At 34.6% G+C, this 21,387-nt stretch carries 22 protein-coding genes; 9 read left to right on the top strand and 13 right to left on the bottom strand.

The window, feature by feature from the left end:
- The first annotated feature begins 33 nt into the window (after positions 1-33).
- Entirely contained in the window at positions 34-1,527 is a 1,494-nt protein-coding gene (locus E0I61_RS07650) for a peptidoglycan endopeptidase (protein ID WP_165930192.1), read from the top strand.
- Positions 1,528-1,607: 80 nt separating this feature from the next.
- Here E0I61_RS07650 and E0I61_RS07655 read toward each other — a convergent pair whose 3' ends face one another.
- Positions 1,608-2,066, bottom strand: a complete 459-nt coding sequence (locus E0I61_RS07655; RefSeq protein WP_132070458.1) for a VOC family protein — start codon at positions 2,064-2,066, stop codon at positions 1,608-1,610.
- A 54-nt stretch (positions 2,067-2,120) separates the two neighbouring features.
- Positions 2,121-3,173, bottom strand: a complete 1,053-nt coding sequence (locus E0I61_RS07660) for a glycosyltransferase family 9 protein (RefSeq protein WP_132070460.1) — start codon at positions 3,171-3,173, stop codon at positions 2,121-2,123.
- Between the two features lie 460 nt (positions 3,174-3,633).
- On the opposite strand from E0I61_RS07660, the gene E0I61_RS07665 reads away from it, so the two are divergent.
- A complete protein-coding gene (locus E0I61_RS07665; protein ID WP_132070462.1) occupies positions 3,634-3,861 on the top strand; it encodes a CDGSH iron-sulfur domain-containing protein in 228 nt (75 codons plus the stop codon).
- Positions 3,862-4,019: 158 nt separating this feature from the next.
- Here the strand turns inward: E0I61_RS07665 and E0I61_RS07670 are convergent, their stop codons facing one another.
- Together E0I61_RS07670 and E0I61_RS07675 are read right to left on the bottom strand one after the other, a co-directional pair.
- A complete protein-coding gene (locus E0I61_RS07670; RefSeq protein ID WP_132070464.1) occupies positions 4,020-4,364 on the bottom strand; it encodes a hypothetical protein in 345 nt (114 codons plus the stop codon).
- 142 nt (positions 4,365-4,506) lie between these two features.
- Positions 4,507-5,007 carry a hypothetical protein gene (locus tag E0I61_RS07675; protein WP_132070466.1) on the bottom strand — a complete coding sequence of 167 codons (501 nt, stop codon included), beginning with the start codon at positions 5,005-5,007 and terminating at the stop codon, positions 4,507-4,509.
- Positions 5,008-5,394: 387 nt separating this feature from the next.
- Between E0I61_RS07675 and E0I61_RS07680 the strand changes: the two genes are divergently transcribed.
- Complete coding sequence (locus tag E0I61_RS07680) at positions 5,395-6,801, top strand: APC family permease (protein ID WP_132070468.1); 1,407 nt, start codon at positions 5,395-5,397, stop codon at positions 6,799-6,801.
- Positions 6,802-7,086: 285 nt separating this feature from the next.
- Here the strand turns inward: E0I61_RS07680 and E0I61_RS07685 are convergent, their stop codons facing one another.
- Positions 7,087-8,535 (bottom strand): glyceraldehyde-3-phosphate dehydrogenase, encoded by a 1,449-nt coding sequence (locus E0I61_RS07685; protein WP_131992206.1) that lies wholly within the window; start codon positions 8,533-8,535, stop codon positions 7,087-7,089.
- A 161-nt stretch (positions 8,536-8,696) separates the two neighbouring features.
- Positions 8,697-10,097: a trypsin-like peptidase domain-containing protein gene (locus tag E0I61_RS07690; RefSeq protein WP_132070470.1), complete on the bottom strand. Its 1,401-nt coding sequence runs from the start codon at positions 10,095-10,097 to the stop codon at positions 8,697-8,699.
- Positions 10,098-10,234: 137 nt separating this feature from the next.
- Here E0I61_RS07690 and dapF point away from each other — a divergent pair, with 137 nt between their 5' ends.
- From dapF to E0I61_RS07715, 5 genes are all read left to right on the top strand, one after another.
- Positions 10,235-11,017, top strand: coding sequence for a diaminopimelate epimerase (dapF, locus tag E0I61_RS07695; RefSeq protein WP_131992212.1), 783 nt, complete (start codon positions 10,235-10,237; stop codon positions 11,015-11,017).
- A gap of 103 nt (positions 11,018-11,120) precedes the next feature.
- Positions 11,121-11,654, top strand: a complete 534-nt coding sequence (locus tag E0I61_RS07700) for a GNAT family N-acetyltransferase (RefSeq protein ID WP_132070472.1) — start codon at positions 11,121-11,123, stop codon at positions 11,652-11,654.
- Positions 11,655-11,748: 94 nt separating this feature from the next.
- On the top strand, positions 11,749-12,789 hold the full coding sequence (gene mltG, locus E0I61_RS07705; protein ID WP_132070474.1) for an endolytic transglycosylase MltG: 1,041 nt from the start codon (positions 11,749-11,751) through the stop codon (positions 12,787-12,789).
- 2 nt (positions 12,790-12,791) lie between these two features.
- Complete coding sequence (locus E0I61_RS07710; protein ID WP_132070476.1) at positions 12,792-13,706, top strand: DUF2279 domain-containing protein; 915 nt, start codon at positions 12,792-12,794, stop codon at positions 13,704-13,706.
- A 97-nt stretch (positions 13,707-13,803) separates the two neighbouring features.
- Positions 13,804-14,451: a peptidoglycan-binding protein LysM gene (locus E0I61_RS07715; protein ID WP_131992224.1), complete on the top strand. Its 648-nt coding sequence runs from the start codon at positions 13,804-13,806 to the stop codon at positions 14,449-14,451.
- A 69-nt stretch (positions 14,452-14,520) separates the two neighbouring features.
- On the opposite strand, the gene E0I61_RS07720 is transcribed toward E0I61_RS07715, so the two are convergent.
- From E0I61_RS07720 to udk, 7 genes are all read right to left on the bottom strand, one after another.
- Positions 14,521-15,039, bottom strand: a complete 519-nt coding sequence (locus E0I61_RS07720) for a hypothetical protein (RefSeq protein ID WP_131992227.1) — start codon at positions 15,037-15,039, stop codon at positions 14,521-14,523.
- Positions 15,040-15,379: 340 nt separating this feature from the next.
- A complete protein-coding gene (scpA, locus tag E0I61_RS07725; RefSeq protein ID WP_132070478.1) occupies positions 15,380-17,518 on the bottom strand; it encodes a methylmalonyl-CoA mutase in 2,139 nt (712 codons plus the stop codon).
- A gap of 36 nt (positions 17,519-17,554) precedes the next feature.
- On the bottom strand, positions 17,555-17,851 hold the full coding sequence (locus E0I61_RS07730; RefSeq protein WP_131992232.1) for a type II toxin-antitoxin system RelE/ParE family toxin: 297 nt from the start codon (positions 17,849-17,851) through the stop codon (positions 17,555-17,557).
- Entirely contained in the window at positions 17,841-18,074 is a 234-nt protein-coding gene (locus E0I61_RS07735; protein WP_132070480.1) for a hypothetical protein, read from the bottom strand. Before E0I61_RS07735 ends, E0I61_RS07730 begins: the two co-directional genes overlap by 11 nt.
- A 72-nt stretch (positions 18,075-18,146) precedes the next feature.
- Entirely contained in the window at positions 18,147-19,511 is a 1,365-nt protein-coding gene (locus E0I61_RS07740) for a methylmalonyl-CoA mutase subunit beta (protein WP_131992238.1), read from the bottom strand.
- Positions 19,512-19,585: 74 nt separating this feature from the next.
- Positions 19,586-19,906: an FtsB family cell division protein gene (locus E0I61_RS07745; protein ID WP_132070482.1), complete on the bottom strand. Its 321-nt coding sequence runs from the start codon at positions 19,904-19,906 to the stop codon at positions 19,586-19,588.
- Positions 19,907-20,045: 139 nt separating this feature from the next.
- Positions 20,046-20,654, bottom strand: coding sequence for a uridine kinase (udk, locus tag E0I61_RS07750; RefSeq protein WP_131992241.1), 609 nt, complete (start codon positions 20,652-20,654; stop codon positions 20,046-20,048).
- A 151-nt stretch (positions 20,655-20,805) separates the two neighbouring features.
- Between udk and E0I61_RS07755 the strand changes: the two genes are divergently transcribed.
- Complete coding sequence (locus E0I61_RS07755) at positions 20,806-21,387, top strand: Crp/Fnr family transcriptional regulator (RefSeq protein WP_132070484.1); 582 nt, start codon at positions 20,806-20,808, stop codon at positions 21,385-21,387.

A 21,387-nucleotide genomic window follows, 5' to 3' on the forward strand; every position in this document is an offset into this window, starting at 1 on the left:
AAAAAAGGGGTAAGTAATTTGAAATAAATGAATATGAGTTTAAGATTAATTGTAACATTGTTTTTATTGAATAGTATCGTTCTTTTTTCTCAGGAAAATAACATGAAACACACCATAGTAAAAGGAGAAACAATTTCTAGTATTGCTGAAAAATATGATGTAAAACAAAGCGCTATTTTTAAACTAAATCCAAACGCAAAAAATCTTTTAAAACTCAATTCCATTTTATTAATTCCTGTAGCATCCTCAAAGAAAACAAATACTAAATCCAAGGTCGCAACAAATTCTTCCGCAAAAGAACACGAAGTACTTGCCAAAGAAACGCTTTACGGAATTGCAAAACAATACGGAATCTCTCTAAAAGAATTAAATGAGCTCAATCCAACATTAGAATCTACAGGACTGAAAATTGGCCAAAAAATTATAATTTCAGCGAACACATCTTCAACAGAAGTAGCTGTTGCTCCTCAAGCCAATAAGGTTTCTCAAAAACCTGAATTATTAGTTATCCCACAAATAATTGAAACTGAAAAATCCACTACGGAACAAACCACGGTTGAAGTGCTGTCAAAAGAATCAAAATATTCTATCGCAAGAAAATACGGAATTACGGTTAAAGAATTAGACAAAGCCAATCCAACTTTAGGAACCAAAGTACTTAGAGTAGGTCAAAAAATAACGATTCCAGGAAATGGAATACCAGTGACTGAAATAGCAATTATACCACAACAAAACAAAGAATTAACAAGCGAAGCAGTGGTAGTTATTGCTGAAACGGTTAAAGTTGTACCCAAAATAGAAGAAGTAGTTTCTCAGCCGAAAATAGATTTACCGAAATCAGAAGTTACAACTGTTTCTCAATCAAATGAAACAGTAAGCGCAACTTCAGAGAATATTGTTCGTGAAGTTTTGCCAAAAGAAACTAAATATGGTATCGCTAAACAATATGGAATTACGGTTCAGGAATTAGAAAAACAAAATCCAGAAATTAAAAACGGACTTCGTGTAGGAAATAAATTGAACATTCGGGCGAATAATGTACCACTAGAAAACAATGTTGTTGTTAGCGCTGATAGTAACAATACTACTATTGAAAACACTAAAATTGATTTTAACAATTCAATAAAACCTACTTTCAGTCATGATTTTCTTGATCAATTGATAGAACGTGCTTCAGAAAATATAGGAACCAGATACCGTACAGGAGGAACTTCAAAAGCAGGATTTGACTGTTCCGGTTTAATGTGTACTACCTTTGGGGCATTTGACATTAAGCTACCAAGAACATCAAGAGAGCAATCAGGTGTTGGAACTAAAATAAATACCGAAGAAGCTCAAAAAGGGGATTTAATTTTCTTTAAAACCAACGGTAGAAGCCAAATTAATCATGTAGGTATGGTTGTAGAAGTTTGTGAAGGAGAAATAAAATTTATTCACTCTTCAGTGAGTAATGGAGTTATAATTTCCTCAACAAAGGAAAAATATTATGAGAAAAATTTCTCCCAAATAAATAGAGTTTTGCAGTAATTGTAATTGGTGAAATTCAAAAATATAAGAACTAAAAAAGCGAAACTCCTCAGGCAACTGAGGAGTTTCGCTTTTTTAGTTTAGTGTTGTTCTGCACTATTTATTTCAATCCAATAGCCATCTGGATCCTGTATGTATATTTGTTTGATTCCATCTGCTCTAACGGTTATAGTATCGAGTTTTCCCGGCCAGTCAGAATAAGTAATGTGTAGTGCTTTAAGTACTTGAATCAGTGCCTCAAAATTAGCCGATTTAAACGCAAGATGTACCGCTTTGTTTATCGTAACAGGCCCTTTAATAGTGGAAACTAAGTGTAATTCTTTGCCATCACCCAATGAAACCCAACGGATGCCTTCCTTTCTTGTAAGATTGGTAATTTCAGAAAGTTTTAAAACGTTAGTGTAAAAATCAACTGAACGATCCAAGTCTTTTACTGAAAGTGCCATGTGATCCAACTTCAAAGCAAATAAGTTGGTCTTCTGGGCGCAAAGTGTTCCGGTGAATACAAATACAATTAGGAATGCGGTTATTTTTTTCATGAGTAATTTGATTTATATTTCACTAAAGTAGTATTTGTTGTTTTGTATTTATAATCAATTCTTACCAAGAATGTTATTTATTACCTTAATTGATTCCTCAGTTGTGCTAGTATTGGTATTTATAGCCACACTATTATTGTTGTAGGGTTCATATTTGTTTTGATTTGAGCGAGAAAATAAACCCACTGTAGGTGTTAATGAAGCACTGGCCAAATGCATAATTCCACTGTCAGCGCCAATGAAAATTTCAGTATTTGCAATTACAGACCCAATTTCTCGAATGTCTTTACTATAAAAAGTAGGTGCTTTAAATCCTATTTTTGAAATATTTTCAACTGGTAAAACTTCTATAATATTGTAGTCTTCATATTCTATTTTTAATCGGCCATAAAATTCTTCCCACCACGTTTCGGAATAGCATTTGTCATCAGTTGCATAGGTAAAAATAGAAATGGTTTTTTTGTCATCAGGAACTATTTTGTCTACTATTTTTTTGCCTTCAGCAAGTTCAGCAAGGCTTAACTTAAGGTCTAAGGATGGAACTGGATTCTCGTTTTCCTGAAATCCTAATTTGGTTAAAAAACTCCTAAATTCATATACCGGATATTTTGCAATATGATCATAATCTGTATGTTTTAGCTGAATTGTTTCGTCAGCCTCACCAAAAAATTTATATTTTGCATCCGCAAATTGTGCGGATAATCTCCCAGACGAAGAGTTTTTATCAACATTAATAACAATGTCATAGTGTTGTCTTTTAATTTTTATCCAAACTTGAAAATAAGCGATTAGATGTTTAAAGGGTTTTTTGGGAAGTTCAATGATGTAATCGATATTCGTATAATTTTTAAATACAATAGGTGTTAAACCACCTTTTACAAACAAATCAATTTTACACTCAGGAAAAGTAGTTATTACATCTTGAACCAGTGGCGTAATTAATAATAGGTTTCCCAATCTATGATTTGGTCTGGAAATTAAAACCCTTTTGATTTCAATTTTTTGAGTCAAATCTATATCTTGATTTTTTTGAGAACTGCCGATATTTTTAGTTAGGCTATGCGTTAAAATCCTTCGAAATACATTTACTTTTTTTAAGATACTCATGCTTTTAAAATATTATATAGTATTGAATTTATTTTTAATTATAAAATTGAAAAGGTCTGTTTTTATTCTTTTTCACAGAATATAGAATAACTAAGATGAACCAAAACGTATCAGCTAACAGGCAAATATACAATATAGAAGCTAATAATATTTGTAGCCCTTTATTATATACCTTAATTTTAAAGGTGGCTTAATCTTAAAGTGTTTTTCAAGGCTATATTAAAATCAGAAAGATTAAGATCAGGATATGCAAATAAAAATACCTTCTTTCTCGATTATCCAAATTTCAATATTTAAAGACTTCTAGTTTCTTTCAGTTAATTACTTTTGCTCCTAATTTAAGCTTTACATAATATAGAATTAGTGTAAATTAGGATTTGGAATCATAAAAAAGCACATCAATGCTAAACGGTGATAATATATTTTGCAATCTTTGAACTCTAAAAAATTAAACAGCATTATGAATAAGACGAAACTAACAATTAATCGCAACGGATCTATAAAAATAGAAGGCGATTTCGAAATAACAGACAGCGAAGGAAAAGTATACGGATTAGAGGGAAGAACTGCTTTGGGTCTTTGCCGTTGTGGATTATCAGTAAACAAACCTTTTTGTGACGGCTCACACCGCAATGGTTTTGAGCATGAATCAGCTGCATTTGATTTGCCACCAATGAAAACGAAGTAATATAATTTTCTGATTCGATTAAACAAGAAAAGCTAAATCTTTATGGATTTAGCTTTTTTTGTTTTTAGATCTTTTTCGTTGTGGATATTGAAAAAAATTTCCGCGCAATTATTCTAGTAATGATTGTAATCAGACTGATCGGAGCGGGTTTTATTAATTTACGTACTCCAATAGAAGAAATTTAGAAGTTTAAAGAGTGCAATTCCTGTAGCTACTCCAATTAACATCCAAAAAAATCTTTGTGATTTGTCTACTTTTACCAGTAACTCTTTTACCAATACTCCATTTTCTTTCAATTCAAGTTTGATTTCTTTTTTGTCGAATTGTTTGTATTTAGATTCCAATATTAAATCTCTTGCATGTAGTTTTATTTCATGCTTAATTCCAGAAAAAGAAAACTTTTTAGAAATTATTTTCCCATTCAATAAAACGCTTTCAATTCCAAAAGTAGAGTTCCAGAATTCTATTTCATTCGAGTCAATGTTAAATTCAGCGTATTTCATTTTCTTTTTGAGTTTTTTAAGACGCTAAGCGGGGTTGCTGTTGAAAGCGGGTTGAGTTCTCTCTGTCAAGATAAATAGAAATTGTTAAAGTAAAACGTTCTAAGTCTACAAATCAGCAATTTTATATTAGCGGCGATTAGGTTTACATTACTTTAATGATCAGATAAAGTAAGCACAATAATGATAGAAAAAGAGAGAATAGCGAAAGTGTAGTTTGTTTGTTGATTTTATTGCCATATTCATTTCTTTCATCAGTAGTCCAATCTTGCTCACCCGCAGCGAATCTATGTATTTCCATTTGCCTGTAATCAATATAAATCATGAAAACCATATTGATTATCGGAAAAATAATTGTCCATAGTTTTAGATGAGGCGCATTATTTGGAAATGTACCGAGTACTAAGAATGCACCAATTAATACATTATTGAAATTAAATATTTTGTCATGGATTCTATCAAAGGTATTTTGTATTTGGTCGAGTGAATTTTCGACTCTTCTATCAGATTTGTCTAAGAATTTATGAGTGTCGGACATCATTTCATTGGATTCTTCTCTAACATTAATTTTTGTAAGAGAGTTATTGATTTGTTCAAGTAATTTTATAGCGTCTTTATCCATGATAGTGTTTAGTATTACACACAAATTGTATAAACCCGAAACAAACTTTCGCAAAGCACGCCTAATCTAGTTGTATAAGCGAAGGTTTTTCTCGTTTTATATTCCTTCAAATATATTAAAATTTTCTTACAATTTTTAATGAAATAAATTTATGTCATTGGTATTACGGTTTGCGCGAGGGATGGAAGCGACATCCTTTATTTTCTTTCTTTAAGGAAATAAAGATACAGCGTACGGCCCGACCCGAAGTGGCGAGGAGGTACGAAGAAGCAATCTGCGAGGTCATGCACAAACTTACAATCTAGTTTCTTATCTCACTATTTACTTTTCACTTCTCACTTTTTTCATCCATTTTATGAAATTTCCAAAAAAAGTATATCTTTAGCCAACTAAAAACCAAAAACCCAATATATGGAAGACCAAAAACCAGAAGATTTTAAAAGAGAATTAGGATTACTCGACGGAACCATGCTTGTGGTGGGTTCTATGATAGGTTCCGGGATATTTATTGTGAGCTCTGATATGGTACGACAACTGGGTTCTGCCGGCTGGTTGATTGCCATGTGGGTGCTTACGGGAACAATTACGGTGATTGCCGCCGTGAGTTATGGCGAGTTGAGCGCGATGTTTCCTAAAGCGGGTGGTCAATATGTGTATATCAAGGAAGCTTACGGGAAACTGGTGGGTTTCTTGTACGGTTGGAGTTTCTTTGCCGTGATTCAAACCGGTACCATTGCTGCCGTGGGTGTGGCTTTTGCTAAATTTGCTGCTTATTTGTACGCGCCTTTAAGCGATAAAAATATTTTGTATGAGATTGGCGATTTCCAACTTAATGCTGCCCAGATTGTTTCTATTTTTACCATTATTTTGTTGAGTTACATCAACAGTCGCGGAGTAAAAAACTCTAAGATTTTACAAACGGTTCTTACCGTAATCAAAATTCTGTCGTTGGCAGGTTTGATTATTTTTGGTTTTATGGCTGCCAAAGCAGAGGTTTGGGACGCTAACTGGACCAATGCCTGGACGTCACAATCACTGAATGTGGAAACTGGTTCTTGGTTACCCATCAGTGGAACGGCTTTGATATCTGGAATTTCGGCTGCCTTAGTGGGTTCAATGTTCTCCAGTGTGGCTTGGGAAGGAGTAACTTTTATAGCTGGTGAAATTAAAAATCCAAAACGCAATGTGGGATTGAGTTTGTTCTTAGGAACCTTGATTGTGAGTGTGATTTATATTTTGGCTAATATTATGTACTTGGCCGTGGTGCCTTTGTATGATATAGCAACGGCAGAATCAGATCGTGTGGCTGTAGTGGCCTCGCAAAGTATTTTTGGATCGGTGGGAACATTGATTATTGCTGTGATGATTATGATTTCGACTTTTGCCTGTAACAACGGATTGATTATGGCGGGTGCCAGAGTCTATTATACGATGGCGCAAGATGGTGTTTTCTTCAAGAAAGCAGCTGAATTGAATAAAGCCAGTGTTCCTGCTTGGTCTATCTGGGCGCAGTGTATCTGGGCTTCGGCGTTGTGTTTGACAGGGAAATATGGTGATTTATTGGATTTTGTAGTCATCATCGTCTTGATATTTTATATCTTGACTATCTTAGGAATATTTATTCTTCGCAGGAAAATGCCAAATGCCGAAAGACCGTATAAAGCTTTTGGATATCCATTTTTGCCGGGGCTTTACCTTATTATCGCCAGTGCGATTTGTATTGCTTTACTGTATACGAAAACAAGTACAAGTGGTTGGGGTGTTTTGATTATGCTTATTGGTATACCAGTGTATTATTTGACTAAAACAAAGGAGTAGTTTTTTTAAGTTATGAATTGTGAGTTATGAATTATGAATTTGCGATGTATTACTTTCATGACTTTTAAAAAATCCGTGGAAATCGGATTGATCTGAGTCGTCTGCGTGCCAATTCGGTATAAAGACTCTTATAAAACTTAAATAAATAAAAAAAATCCGTCTCGTTTTCATAACGCGACGGATTTTCTATTTAATTCAGGTTGGGTTGCTGCTTTCTTCAATCTAAAACTAAAAACTAAAAAACTAAAAATTACAATCCGCAACCAACAACCTGTAATCTAAAGGCTAGTAATATGTAAAACGTCTTACTTTGGCAATGTATTTTGCTAATCGGATTACTTGGTGGCTGTATCCGTATTCGTTATCGTACCAAATATATAACACGATATTTTTTCCGTCGGCAGAAACGATTGTGGCGTTACTGTCATAAATTGCAGGAGCTGATGTTCCCACGATATCCGAAGAAACCAATTCGTTATTCAAAGAATATTTAATTTGCTCAACTAATTCGCCTTCCAATGCATATTTTTTCATGATGGCATTGATTTCTAAAAGCGATGTTTCTCTGGACACTTCAAGATTCAAGACTACCAATGAACCATTAGGAACTGGTACCCGAATCGCATTTGAGGTTAATTTTCCGGCAAGGCTCGGCAATGCTTTTGCAACTGCACTTCCGGCACCAGTTTCGGTAATCACCATATTCAAAGCAGCGGCTCTTCCACGACGGTATTTTTTGTGCATATTATCCACAAGATTCTGGTCGTTCGTATACGCATGGATCGTTTCTAAATGTCCTTTGACAACTCCTAATGTGTCTTCAACAGCTTTCAATATTGGCGTAATGGCATTCGTAGTACACGACGCAGCCGAAAAAATATTGATTTCGTCAGGATTGTATTCGTTTTGGTTTACGCCATGAACAATATTAGGAACTCCTTTTCCCGGAGCGGTAAGCAATACTTTATCCGCACCTTTGGAAACTAAATGTCGGCTTAACGCTTCGTGTGTCGTAAAAGCACCTGTGTTGTCAATTACCAATGCATTGTCGATTCCAAAAAGCGTGTAATCAATTTCTTCAGGTCCGTTGGCGGTAATGACGTGAACGGTAGTTCCGTTGATAATCAAAGCATTATTTTCAGGGTCAGCAGTTACCGAGCCTTGAAAATCGCCGTGAATAGAATCGTATCGTAATAATGAAGCTCTTTTTTCAAGTGAAGTGGCGTCATTTTTATCGCGTGTCACGATAGCGCGCAATCGCAATTGACTTCCTTTTCCGGTTTTTGACATTAATTCTCTGGCCAATAAGCGGCCAATTCGACCAAAACCATATAGTACAACATCTTTCGGTTGAATTTCCTCAGAGTCTTTTGCGTATTTTAATTTATCAATTACAAAATATTTGGCATCAGGATATTTTTCATCTTCCAAACGATATTCGTAAGTCAGTTTACCGATGTCGAGTTTAGAAGGTGGTAAATCCAATTCTAAAATAGCTCTGGCTATTTCTACAGAATCGAATACCGAAATAGGTTTGCTCACAAATTCTCCCGCATATTCATGTAGGTTGATGATGTCGCTTACATTTCTATCAATTAATTGATTTCTAAATAAGACCATTTCTATAGATTTATCATACCATAGATCGCTGATAATTTTAATCAATTCTACTCCTGCACGTCGCCTGTCGGCTTGAAAAGTAACTTCCTTTTCGTATAAAGTTGTGGTTGCCATGTTGAAAATTTAATGAAAATAAGTGATTGTATTTTTTACAAATTTTGCGCAAAAGTACCTATTTCAATCGATTTCGTAACACATTTCATGAATTATTTATAAAATAAAAAAGCCACCTTGTTTTTTCAAGATGGCTTTGGTTTTTTTTTTAACAGGATGCGTTAGAGAATCACGCGCATTACTTCTCCGTTTTTATTAATCATTTCGATGCGTACCGTTTGGTTTTCCTCTTTTTTACTTAAAAGTTTAGAAACCGTTTCCACATCCGTAGCTTTTACATTGTCAATACTCAAGATAATATTTCCTATTAACTCCTCTTCGTACTGTTTCAGGTTTTCGCTGGTAATTGATTTAATTCGTACACCGTAATCAATTTTAAATTTCTTCTTGTCAGCTGCCTCAATGTTTTCTAATTCGATGCCTTTAAATTCAGCATTGAAAAATTCATTTTTACTTAAGATTACAGGAACCGCTCTGGTTTTCCCATCTCTGATATAGGTAACCTGTACTTTGTCATTAGGTCTTTTCGTATTGATGTACTTGGAAAGATCAGCAAAAGTGGCCACATTTTGCTCATCTAATTTGATGATGACATCGCCTTTTCCAAGTCCTGATTTTTCGGCACCGGAATTTTTGGTTACTTTATTAATGTAGAATCCTTGCGTTTGCGTTATTCCTAATTCCTTGGAAGTAATACTGTTCAATTCGCCTCCTTCAACCCCAAGAATTCCACGTTGTACATTCCCAAACTCCATAAGATCTTCAATGATTTTTCGGGTAATATTCGAAGGAACCGCAAAGGAATAGCCTACGTAAGAACCCGTCATGGATGAAATCATCGTGTTGATTCCTATCAGTTCACCACGCGTATTGACTAAAGCACCACCACTGTTTCCAGGGTTTACCGCAGCATCTGTTTGTATGAAAGACTGGATTCCGCTGGAGTCTAAATCTCTGGCTTTCGCCGAAACAATTCCGGCGGTTACCGTAGAAGTTAAATTGTACGGATTTCCAACTGCCAAAACCCATTCGCCAATTTTCACCGAATCAGAATTGGCAAAAACAGTATAAGGTAATTTCTCCTCCGTGTCAATTTTCAATAAGGCAATATCCATTTTAGAATCAGTTCCAATGAGTTTTGCCACATATGATTTTTTGTTATTTAAGGTAATTTCAATTTCTGATGCGCCTTTAATCACGTGATTATTGGTCACAATATAACCGTCTTCAGAAATGATTACTCCAGAACCCGTTCCTACTTGTTCCTGGGATTGTCCTCCTTTATAACCATAAAAATATTCTAAAATGGGATTCGTAATAGTTCTGCGGGAAACGTTTTTTACGTGCACAACTGTATGGACAGTTTTTTCTGCAGCTTCAGTAAAATCAAGTACATCCGATGACAATCCTACTTTCTTTCCGTAAGAATAGGGTGCAGTTGTGACTCCTGAATTTTTATCATTAGAAAAATATCCATTGGTGTCAAATAATAATTTGTATGAACCTAGTGTTACTACTCCGCTCAACAGGGAAACCAAAAAAAGTGTTGAAAATTTTTTCATAATTAAATTCGTTTATTAAGATATTTACTCGTAAAAATAAAACTAATTTAGCTTCGTAAAATACAGTTTAACGCTCTTTAACAATGATTAACATTTCATTAATAGTTCGTACTTTTGTATAACTCAATTCAATTAAAATGCAACTAGAATTTTATAAATACCAAGGAACAGGAAATGATTTTGTCATAATTGATAATCGTTTGGATTTTTTTCCAAAGGAGAATACACAACTCATTGCGCATTTATGCGACAGACGTTTTGGAATAGGAGGCGACGGTCTTATTTTACTGGAAAATGACACGACTACAGATTTTAAAATGGTCTACTACAACTCTGATGGAAACCAAAGTTCCATGTGTGGCAACGGTGGAAGATGTTTAGTGGCTTTCGCCAAAAAGCTGAACGTAATCAAAAACAGTACTACTTTTATTGCGACAGATGGTTTGCATCACGCGACAATTGAGGAAGACGGATTGGTTGCGCTACAAATGATAGATGTTGCTGAGGTAAAAGTAAGTTCAGATCATGTGTTTCTAAATACGGGTTCGCCGCATCATGTGCAACTGGTAGATGATTTAGAAAATTACAATATAAAGGAAAACGGAGCAGCTATTCGATACGGAGATTTGTATGGAAAAGTAGGAAGCAACATCAATTTTGTAAAACAAATTAACGATACCACTTTTTCGTTAAGAACGTATGAAAGAGGGGTGGAAGACGAAACACTTTCTTGCGGAACAGGCGCGACAGCAGTTGCAATTGCGATGAACGTTTTAGGAAAAACAGATTCTTCTTCTATTGATTTGAATGTAGAAGGCGGAAAATTAGTCGTTTCTTTTGATAAAAATGAAGGGCAGTTTACCCATGTTTTTCTCAAAGGACCAGCGGAATTTGTATTTAAAGGAACGATTGAGATTTAAAAAATAATCACTCTGAAACTTGAGGAGTCGATTTGACAACTCAAGCCTTTAACCCCTAACCCCTAACCCCTAACCTATAACTTCTAACCCCCTAACTTCCAAAATGAAAACATTAAAAGGCGATAACATCTATATTCGTGCATTAGAACCCAATGATTTGGAGTTTGTATATGCCATAGAAAACGACCAGAGCATTTGGGAAGTCAGTAATACGCATACGCCTTACAGCCGGTTTTTAGTCAAACAGTATTTAGAAAATGCCCATCAGGATATTTATGAAGCCAAGCAATTGCGATTGGCTATTTGTCAAGATCAGGATTTTCCAGCCTTAGGTCTAATCGATTTATTTGATTTTGATCCAAAGAATAATAGGGCAGGAGTGGGTATCGTTATCCAAGACAACGAAAACCGAAAACAGAATATTGGTTCAGAAGCTTTGGGGTTATTAATCGAATATGCTTTTTGTAATCTTAATTTACATCAATTATATGCAAATATAGGAACCGAAAATGAAGCTAGTAAAGCTCTTTTTACTAAATTTGGATTCGAAATGATGGGTGTAAAAAAAGATTGGACCTTTGTGAACGGCGTTTATAAAGACGAAGCTATTTTTCAATTAATCAATACTAAATTTTAAAGTTTTTAGTTTTAAATCAGTACTATTTCAAAATCAAATAAATAGGAATAATGGTCGTGTCATGATTCCACAAAAAAAACAAATAATACCACCTATGAATATTAAGAAAATTATCACCATTGCTTCTGTTGTTTTAATATCAATATTAATGATTTATGGATTAATACTTTTGAAACAAATTTTTTCTGCCAACACAAAATTTGCGGATAAAGAAGTGTATGTCTACGTTCCAACCGATTCTAAATACGAAGATGTCAAGAAGATAATCGCACCGTACATAGAGAATATGGATCGTTTTGAAATGGTAGCAAATAAAAGAGGCTATTCTGATAATGTAATCCCGGGTCGTTTTCTATTCACAAAAGGGATGAACAGTTATGAATTGGTAAAAACCTTGAGACTTAATTCGCCTGTGAAATTGGCATTCAATAATCAGGAACGAGTGGAGAATTTGGCTGGACGTGTAGGTTCTCAAATAGAAGCCGACAGTTTATCATTATTAACTTCGTTCAAAGATTCTATTTTCCTGAAAGAAAACGGGTTCAATGAAGAAAATGTTTTGGTTATGTTTATTCCTAATACGTATGAGATTTATTGGAATACTACGGCTGAAAAGTTTCGCGATAAAATGATAAAAGAATACCGTAATTTTTGGAATAAAGAAAGAGTTGCCAAAGCTCAAAAACAAGGGTTAACTCCAATTGAAGCAACTATTCTGGCTTCAATCGTACACAAAGAATCCGTTAAAAAAGACGAGAGACCTAGAATTGCAGGCGTGTATTTGAATCGTTTAAGAGCGCAAATGCCATTGCAAGCTGATCCAACCGTTATTTTTGCGATGAAAAAGAAATCGAATGATTTTGACCAAGTCATCAAAAGGGTTTTTTACAATGATTTGACGATGAGTCATCCCTACAATACGTATATGAATGTAGGACTTCCTCCTGGGCCTATCGCCATGCCTGATATTACAGCATTAGAAGCTGTTTTAGATCCTGAGAAAAATAATTTCATTTACTTCTGTGCCAGTGTGGAGCGTTTTGGATACCACGAGTTTGCAGCTACATTAGAGGAACACAATAAAAACGCCAAAAAATATTCGGATTGGATCAACAGTCAAGGCGTAAAAAGGTAGTTTTGGGATTTAAAGTATTCCTTATATTTTTACTCTTAGTTGGATTTCAAAGTGGCCATTCACAAAATAAATCGGATAGTTTCTTTAAGCCATCCGATTCTTTACACCTAAAAAGGCAAAATACAGTTGTCATTTCCGAAGCAGTTTTGGCTACGGGAACTTTAATAGGTTTAAACCAAGTTTGGTACGCCGATTATCCCAAATCTGATTTTCATTTTATAAATGACAACTCAGACTGGCTTCAAATGGATAAAGCCGGTCATGTATTTTCGTCGTATCATTTGGGGCGATTTGGTGCCGAAATGCTGCAATGGAGTGGTGTCAATAAAAAAAATCAAATGCTGTACGGAGCGGGCTTAGGCTTTGCGTTTTTAACTGCAGTTGAGGTTTTAGATGGATATTCCTCTGAATGGGGCGCTTCATTAGGGGATGTTGTTGCTAATGCCTCCGGGACAGCTTTATATGTTTCACAAGAATTAATATGGAAGGAACAGCGTATTACACCTAAATTTTCTTTTCATACTACAAAATATGCCGGATACAGACCAGAGGTTTTAGGAAGTTCATTTACAGAGGAAATTCTAAAAGACTATAATGGACAAACGTATTGGCTTTCGGTCAATTTACATTCTTTTGCTAAAGGCTCAAAAATACCAAAATGGCTCAACTTGGCTTTGGGATATGGGGCCGACGGTATGATAACTGGAAATAAAGAAGATACTTCCCCCGTTTTAACGTCTAATCCACGAAGAGTCAGACAATTTTACTTGAGTTTAGATGTCGATTTGACAAAAATTAAGACGAAATCTCGTTTTTTAAAGACTGTTTTTTCCATTTTTAATACCGTTAAAATTCCTGCGCCGACAATCGAATTTGTGCGTTTTAACGATATAAAATACCACTTAATCTATTTTTAGAAAAGTTTAACTTGCTGATTATCAGTATAATTATTTTTATTGTATCTTTGCGCATAGAAATTTCTTAACGGGACAGCGTTTTGAAGAAAAACAATTTATGATAAAGAAGTGGTATTTTTACACTAGTCTGACTGTAATTACAGTTTTTTTAAGCTCAGGTTTTAAACCGTTTAACTTAGAAACCAGCCCTTGGTTTCTTATCAATGAAGAAGAGGGAACGCACTACTTATTTCCTTCTGAAAAGCAAGAAGATTACACCAATCTGAACATCCCTTTTACTGGAAATTTTTTCGTTGGCTTTAAAGAAGCAATCGGATACAGAGAATCTGAAAGTAAATATAAAAAAATCAATTCTTTAGGATATTTAGGCAAATACCAATTTGGTATTGAGACCTTAAAGTCTGTTGGAGTTCGCAATAGTTCTACTTTTTTAAATAGTCCTGAGTTACAGGAAAAAGCATTTATCGCACTTTTGGCTAAAAATAAATGGGAGCTGAAAAAGGAAATTGAAAAATACGAAGGAACAATACTCAACGGAATACATGTTACTGAATCTGGGATTTTAGCAGCTGCTCATCTTGGTGGTGCAGGATCAGTAAAAAAGTACTTTAAAAATAAGGGTAAACGTTATTTTAGAGATGCTTACGGAACTTCCATAAGAACTTATATGAAACTATTTGGCGGTTATGATACTTCGTCTATTGTTGCGGATAGCAATGCAAACGTAAAAAACATACAGATCTAATAGTCAAAAATAAAATAAAAAAGGCTGTCTGAATTATTTTTGGCAGCCTTTTTTTTATTCTAAATCGAATTATTTCGCTTTAAGAATTTCCCCATTGGGACGTACCACTAATTTCATGGTTTCTTTATCTTTTTTGATTTTAATGTTATATTGTTTTTTGATAATATCCCCTTCTTCCTGTGAATAAAGAAAAGTGTCATTTACAATTGACCAACCGGGATATGTTCTGTAAATAGAATAGATAACCTCACTGGGAAGCTTTACGTTTTTGAATTCTTCCACAACGCGTATTAATTTTCCGTTTTCATTATAAGTAGCGGTCAAAGAACCGTTTTTCACTTCCATTACGACAAGGTATTCTTCAAATCCTTCAGCATCTTTACCTAAATCATAGGCAATAAATTTTTCTTCTACGGTTCTTACTCTTTGGTCAGGATTATTATCAGGAATATAAACAGAAAAATCTGTTCCAACTCTCTTAATAACCACACCGGGTAGTTCTTCGATTTTAATTTTACCTTTTTCAGTTACTTGGGAATATGATGCTATAGTAACACTTAAAAAAAGTAAAATAATAAGAGATTTCATAATATTTAGTTTTAAATTAATAAATGAGTTTTTATAATTCCAATAAACAAATAAATCATTAAGGCATATTGTTTTACTTCCCCTTTTCTTTAGATTTAACTATCTATATATCAATGTTTTAAAATTTATATTTTTTAAAAAAAATAAATATGCTTATGTAAATTTAGCTTTTTAATTTAGTTTTTAGCGTTAATTTATACCATAAGTTATGTTAATAAAATTAGTTAAATTGCCTCTTTTTTAATAGGAATAGTATATTTTTAATCTGTAAAATAAAACAAAAAAGCACCAATCTTTTGATTAGTGCTTTAGATAGAATTGACAATTATAGTGTCCTTTTTTATTCGAAACTGTCTATTAAAATTTCTAATATTTTAATGGCAGCTTCGCTGATTTTTGTTCCAGGCCCAAATACGGCAACTGCACCGGCATCAAACAAAAATTGGTAATCTTGCGCAGGAATTACTCCGCCCACAACCACCATTATATCTTCTCGACCGTATTTTTTTAGCTCTTCGATTACTTGCGGCACAAGGGTTTTGTGCCCTGCCGCGAGTGATGAAACGCCCAGAATGTGAACGTCGTTTTCTACCGCTTGTTTCGCAGCTTCAGCCGGTGTTTGAAAAAGTGGACCTATGTCAACATCAAAACCTACATCTGCATAACCTGTAGCCACAACTTTAGCACCACGATCGTGCCCGTCTTGCCCCATTTTGGCAATCATTATTCGAGGGCGACGTCCTTCTTTTTCAGCAAATTCATCTGCTAACTGTTTTGCTTTTTCAAAACTTTTGTCGTCTTTTATTTCTTTACTATACACACCGCTAAAGGATTTAATTTGTGCTTTGTATCTTCCAAAAACCGCTTCCAGTGCATCACTGATTTCTCCTAATGTTGTTCGGTTTCTAGCCGCTTCTACGGCAATTTCCAGTAAATTACCTTCTCCTGTTTGAGCACAAAGGGTTAGTTTTTTTAGTGAATTTTGGACTTTTTCTGTATCTCTGGTTGCTTTAATTCTATCCAATTGTTCCAATTGTTGCTTGCGAACCATTTGGTTGTCTACATCCAGTATCTGTAAAGGATCTTCTTTTTCTAATCGGTATTGATTTACGCCCACAATAATATCCTGACCGCTGTCTATTCTCGCTTGTTTTCTGGCCGCCGCTTCCTCTATTCTAAGTTTTGGAATTCCAGATTCAATGGCTTTGGTCATTCCGCCCAGTTCTTCGACTTCTTCAATAAGTTTCCAAGCATTTTCGGCTATTTCATTCGTCAAGCTTTCTACATAATAACTGCCGGCCCAGGGATCAACGGTTTTTGTGATTTTAGTTTCTTCTTGTAAATATAGCTGTGTGTTTCTGGCAATTCTTGCAGAGAAATCTGTTGGTAAAGCTATAGCTTCATCCAAAGCATTGGTGTGTAAGGATTGTGTTCCTCCAAAAGCAGCTGCGGCAGCTTCAATACAGGTTCGAGCTACATTGTTAAAAGGATCTTGCTCCGTTAAGCTCCAACCCGAAGTTTGACAATGGGTTCGCAAGGCTAATGATTTATCGTCTTTTGGTTCAAATTGTTTTACCAGTTTTGCCCATATCATTCTTCCCGCACGCATTTTGGCAATTTCCATAAAATGGTTCATTCCAATCGCCCAGAAAAATGATAATCGTGGAGCAAACTCATCAATTTTCATTCCGGTCGCTAATCCAGTTCTAATGTATTCCAATCCATCAGCTAGTGTGTAAGCCAATTCGATATCAGCAGTGGCTCCCGCTTCCTGCATGTGATAACCAGAAATGGAAATAGAATTGAATTTCGGCATTTTTTTGCTGGTAAATTCAAAAATATCAGCGATTATTTTCATTGAAGGAGTTGGAGGATAAATATACGTGTTGCGCACCATGAACTCTTTCAGAATATCATTTTGTATCGTACCGGAAAGTAATTCGGGTTTTACACCTTGTTCTTCAGCAGCGACAATGTAGAAAGCCATAATAGGCAAAACAGCACCATTCATCGTCATGGAAACTGACATTTCATCCAACGGAATTTGGTCGAATAATACTTTCATATCTTCGACGGAGTCAATCGCAACTCCCGCTTTTCCTACATCGCCTACTACACGTTCATGATCAGAGTCATAACCGCGATGTGTAGGTAAATCAAAAGCTATGGAAAGTCCTTTTTGACCCGCAGCCAGATTTCTTCTGTAAAAAGCATTGCTTTCTTCAGCAGTTGAAAATCCTGCATATTGGCGAACGGTCCAAGGTCGGCGAACGTACATCGTAGCGTAAGGTCCGCGTAAATTTGGTGCAAAACCGGCGCCAAAATCAAGATGAGCAAGATTCTCAATGTCTTGTTCCGAGTACGTTGGTTTTAGTTCGATTCCTTCTGCTGTTAGAAATGAAGCAGCCAAAGAATTTTCATTCTCCACTTTTAACGGCGTATTTTCTAATTTTATATGTTGTAAATCTTTTCTTTTCATTTATTTTAGCACAAAGATTATAGTTTTTTGAAATTTTTAATTCCTTTCAATCCATATTTCAGCATTTCTTGAAGTATGAAAAATAGCTTTAATTACAATTATGTTATCGTAACTATTGAAATGAATTAAGTATGGAAAATTTTCAATTAAAGCCACTCTAGAATTGTCATATCTTATTTGAAACAGTAGCGGATTTAACTTAATTATTTTTAAACTTTCTCTAAAAGACTTGGTGAACCTTTCTCCTAGTTTAGGCTGAATGCTTTTGTACCAATCCAAAGTTGTTTTGAAATCAAGTTTAGCTTCCTCTACAATTACAATTTTATATTTCACCGTCAATTTCTTTTAGAAAATCATCAATGTCTTGAGCTGAAGAAGGATTTTTAAGATATTTCTCCGTTCTTTCTCTAACTTGGTCTATTTGCCATTGAGGGATTTCCACATTATTCGATTTAGGAAGAATAATCACTTCTACTTCATCAGCATTAAAATCATCGGGCAGTGTGATATTTATTTTGTGATTTCTCACCTTAACGATTTGTCTTATGGCTTCCATTATTTTGTTTTTTTAGTAAAGTAAATATACTCTTTTGCAATGGTATTAAATCAAATAACAAAATCTGACTGACTATTCAAGATCCAATCGCTCTTGTTCTATTTTTTCTGCCAATCGTTTTTCGATTATGGGTGTAATCAATGTTTTTCTTGGTTTGACTTTTACAAAAGGGAACAGCTCTAAATCATGTTTCATGGTATCCTGTTTGTTGGGATGTTTGTTTGTTCCCAATAAAATTTCTTTACCGTTGTCAAATAATGCTTGAGCCGTATCTGCACTTTCCTGAATTTTTCTTTTGATGATTCCATCGTTAAGTTGTTTCAAGAAACCGCCATTTGCCTCAATATCTTTGAATAAAGCCAATGATTTTTCAGCTAATTGATTGGTAAGATTTTCGATATAATAACTGCCGTCAGCTGGATTATTAACTTTGTCAAAATAACTTTCATTTTTGAGAATCAACAATTGATTTCTCGCGATTCGGTCTCCAAATTCATTGTCTTTGTGGTACAACGCATCGTAAGGTAAGTTTGCAATAGCATCTGCTCCGCCAATAATAGCACTCATACACTCGGTAGTGGTTCGCAACATATTTACGTTAAAATCGTATAATGTTTTGTTTCGTTTTGTAGGCGAAACGATGATGTTGCAATCTAAGTTGTGGTTGTATTCTTTGGCAATCACATTAAAAAGTAATCGTAAGGCACGCAGTTTTGCAATTTCAAAAAAGTAATTTGTCCCAACGGCAACTTCAAAAACAATGGGTTTATTTATAGCTTCAATTCTATTGAAATATTCATTGGCATGTCCTAAACTATAGGCAATTTGCTGCACCATGTTGGCTCCGGCATTTTGATACAATGACGCATTGATGCTTATTAACGATACAGATGTTGTTGCTGCAGAAAGTAAATTCAGGGTGTCAAAATTGCTTTTTTCTTTGGTTGTAAACCAGTTTCCATCTTTGGCTAATTGCCCGATTGGATCCAGATTACAGAAAATAGTAGTATTGTTTTTCTTTGCAAAAGCATCAATTTTTTTGACGAAATCGATTGAGATAAAATCCAAATGAAAGTAAACGGTAACTTTTTCTAAAGGTAATTTCTCCAATAGATTGGTAACATCGATAGACTCGTTTTCTATTGTAAAACGAAGACTATCAGCACCACGACTCAAGGAATCTAATGCTCTTTCGATTGATTTTTCAATATCGTAAACAAATACGTTTTGGCAAATTCTGAAATTTGTCGCTTTTGTAGTTACCGAAAAAACTTTTGAGAACTCATCTTTGTGATAAAAAGGTTTCACTTGGATGTCTTCGGGAGAATTCCAAACTAAGGTTTCATTATAATCAGCTCCATTGAGTTCAAACTGAATTTTTTGTTTCCATTGTTTGGAAGAAATGGGATTGAAATCATCGAAAAGATTTGTTGTCATTTTGTTTATGGTTTTTCTAATCCCAGCCTTCTCCGTCCCGAAGTTTCGGGGGAGAGTGAGCTGAACTTTGTGTTTTATTTTTCAATCGTGTCGCCTTCGAATTCAATGATATAAATATCTTCACTATCTTTTTTCATATAGTATTTCTCTCGGGCGTATTTTTCTATCTGTTCTGAGTTTTTTAACTGCTTGATATTCTCTTGGTCTTTTTTTATTTCTTCCTTATAATAATTTGCATTGTCTTCCAATTCGTTGATTTGTTTGTCTAGAACACGATGTCCGAAATAGGAATAGTTATCCAGAAAAATCATCCAGGCAGCAAAAAATAACAAGACCCAGACATATTTGTTACTTAAAAATTTAAACCAAGGTTTGTCTTTATACGGATTTGTCATTTTTTATTTTTTTTAGCCCCGATTACAGTGAAAATCCTTTTAGTAGGTGATGATGACGAAGGAAGATTCACCTACTAAAAGATTGAAACGGAAAGCGGGAAATAGCTCTTAATAATTATTACACTAAAATTACACTAAATTATAGAATTTTTTGATTTATTACCGCACGAACTACATCAATGGCGACCGTATTGTATTTGTCGTTTGGTATGATGATGTCTGCAAATGCTTTAGTTGGTTCTATAAACTGTTCGTGCATTGGCTTTAATGTTGTTTGGTATCTGTTGATTACTTCATGCATATCTCGGCCACGTTCAGCGATATCGCGTTTCATACGACGGATTAATCGTTCGTCAGAATCAGCATGGACATAAATTTTCACATCGAATAATTCTCTTAATTCTGGGTTTGCCAAAATTAAAATTCCTTCTACAATCATTACTTTTCTAGGATGTGTGAAAACCGTATCGTCCGTTCTATTGTGCGTTACAAACGAATAAACGGGTTGATGAATGTTGTTTCCTTCTTTTAAATCTTTAAGGTGAGTTACCAATAATTCGAAATCAATGGCACGCGGATGATCAAAATTAATTAATGCTCTTTCATCAAATGACAGTCCGTGATTTTCTTTATAATACGAGTCTTGCGAAATAATTCCTACTTCGGTTTCTGGTAATTCATTCATAATTTGATGTACAACGGTTGTTTTTCCGCTTCCTGTACCACCTGCAATTCCTATAATGAGCATAATTTTTTTGTTATGTATTTTATCCCGACAAAAATAGGAATTTAATTGGGAGTGGATTTTGTTTTTTGAGGAAATCTTGCTAATTTAATATATTTATGGGTCGTTATTAATTGACATTTTTTTCTATCTTTAGTTTCTAAAACAGACTGCTTTGTATTCACAAATCAATAAAAACATAAGCCGCTATGTCGCTCTTGATCCTGAAGAATTAGAAATTTTCAATTCTTTATTGGAATATAAATCTGTTCCTAAGAAAACGATTTTACTTCATGAAGGCGAGATGTGCAATTTTGAAGCTTTTGTTATCAAAGGTTGTGTCCGGAAATATTATATTGATGCCAATGGTTTTGAAGTCATTCTACAATTTGCCATCGAAAATGCTTGGGTGAGCGATATTTCTTTTAGTATTTATGAAGATAAACCGAGTCGGGTATATATTGAAACATTGGAAGATTGTGAGTTCTTTATGTTTAGTCCAGACACTAAAGAAGAGTTATTCGCTAAAGCACCGAAGTTTGAAAGAGCTTTCAGGATATTAATGCAACGCAATCTTGCTGTTACTCAAGAACGCTTATTCAATACTATTTCTAAAACTGCTACCGAGAAATATTTAGAGTTTCTCGAACATTATCCCACACTTTCACAGCGCGTTGCCCAGCATTACATTGCTTCTTATTTGGGTATTTCGGCTGAGTTTTTAAGTAAAATAAGGACTAAAATGGCTAAACTATAA

It is taken from the genome of Flavobacterium ranwuense (genome assembly GCF_004349315.1).
Taxonomy (GTDB): domain Bacteria; phylum Bacteroidota; class Bacteroidia; order Flavobacteriales; family Flavobacteriaceae; genus Flavobacterium; species Flavobacterium ranwuense.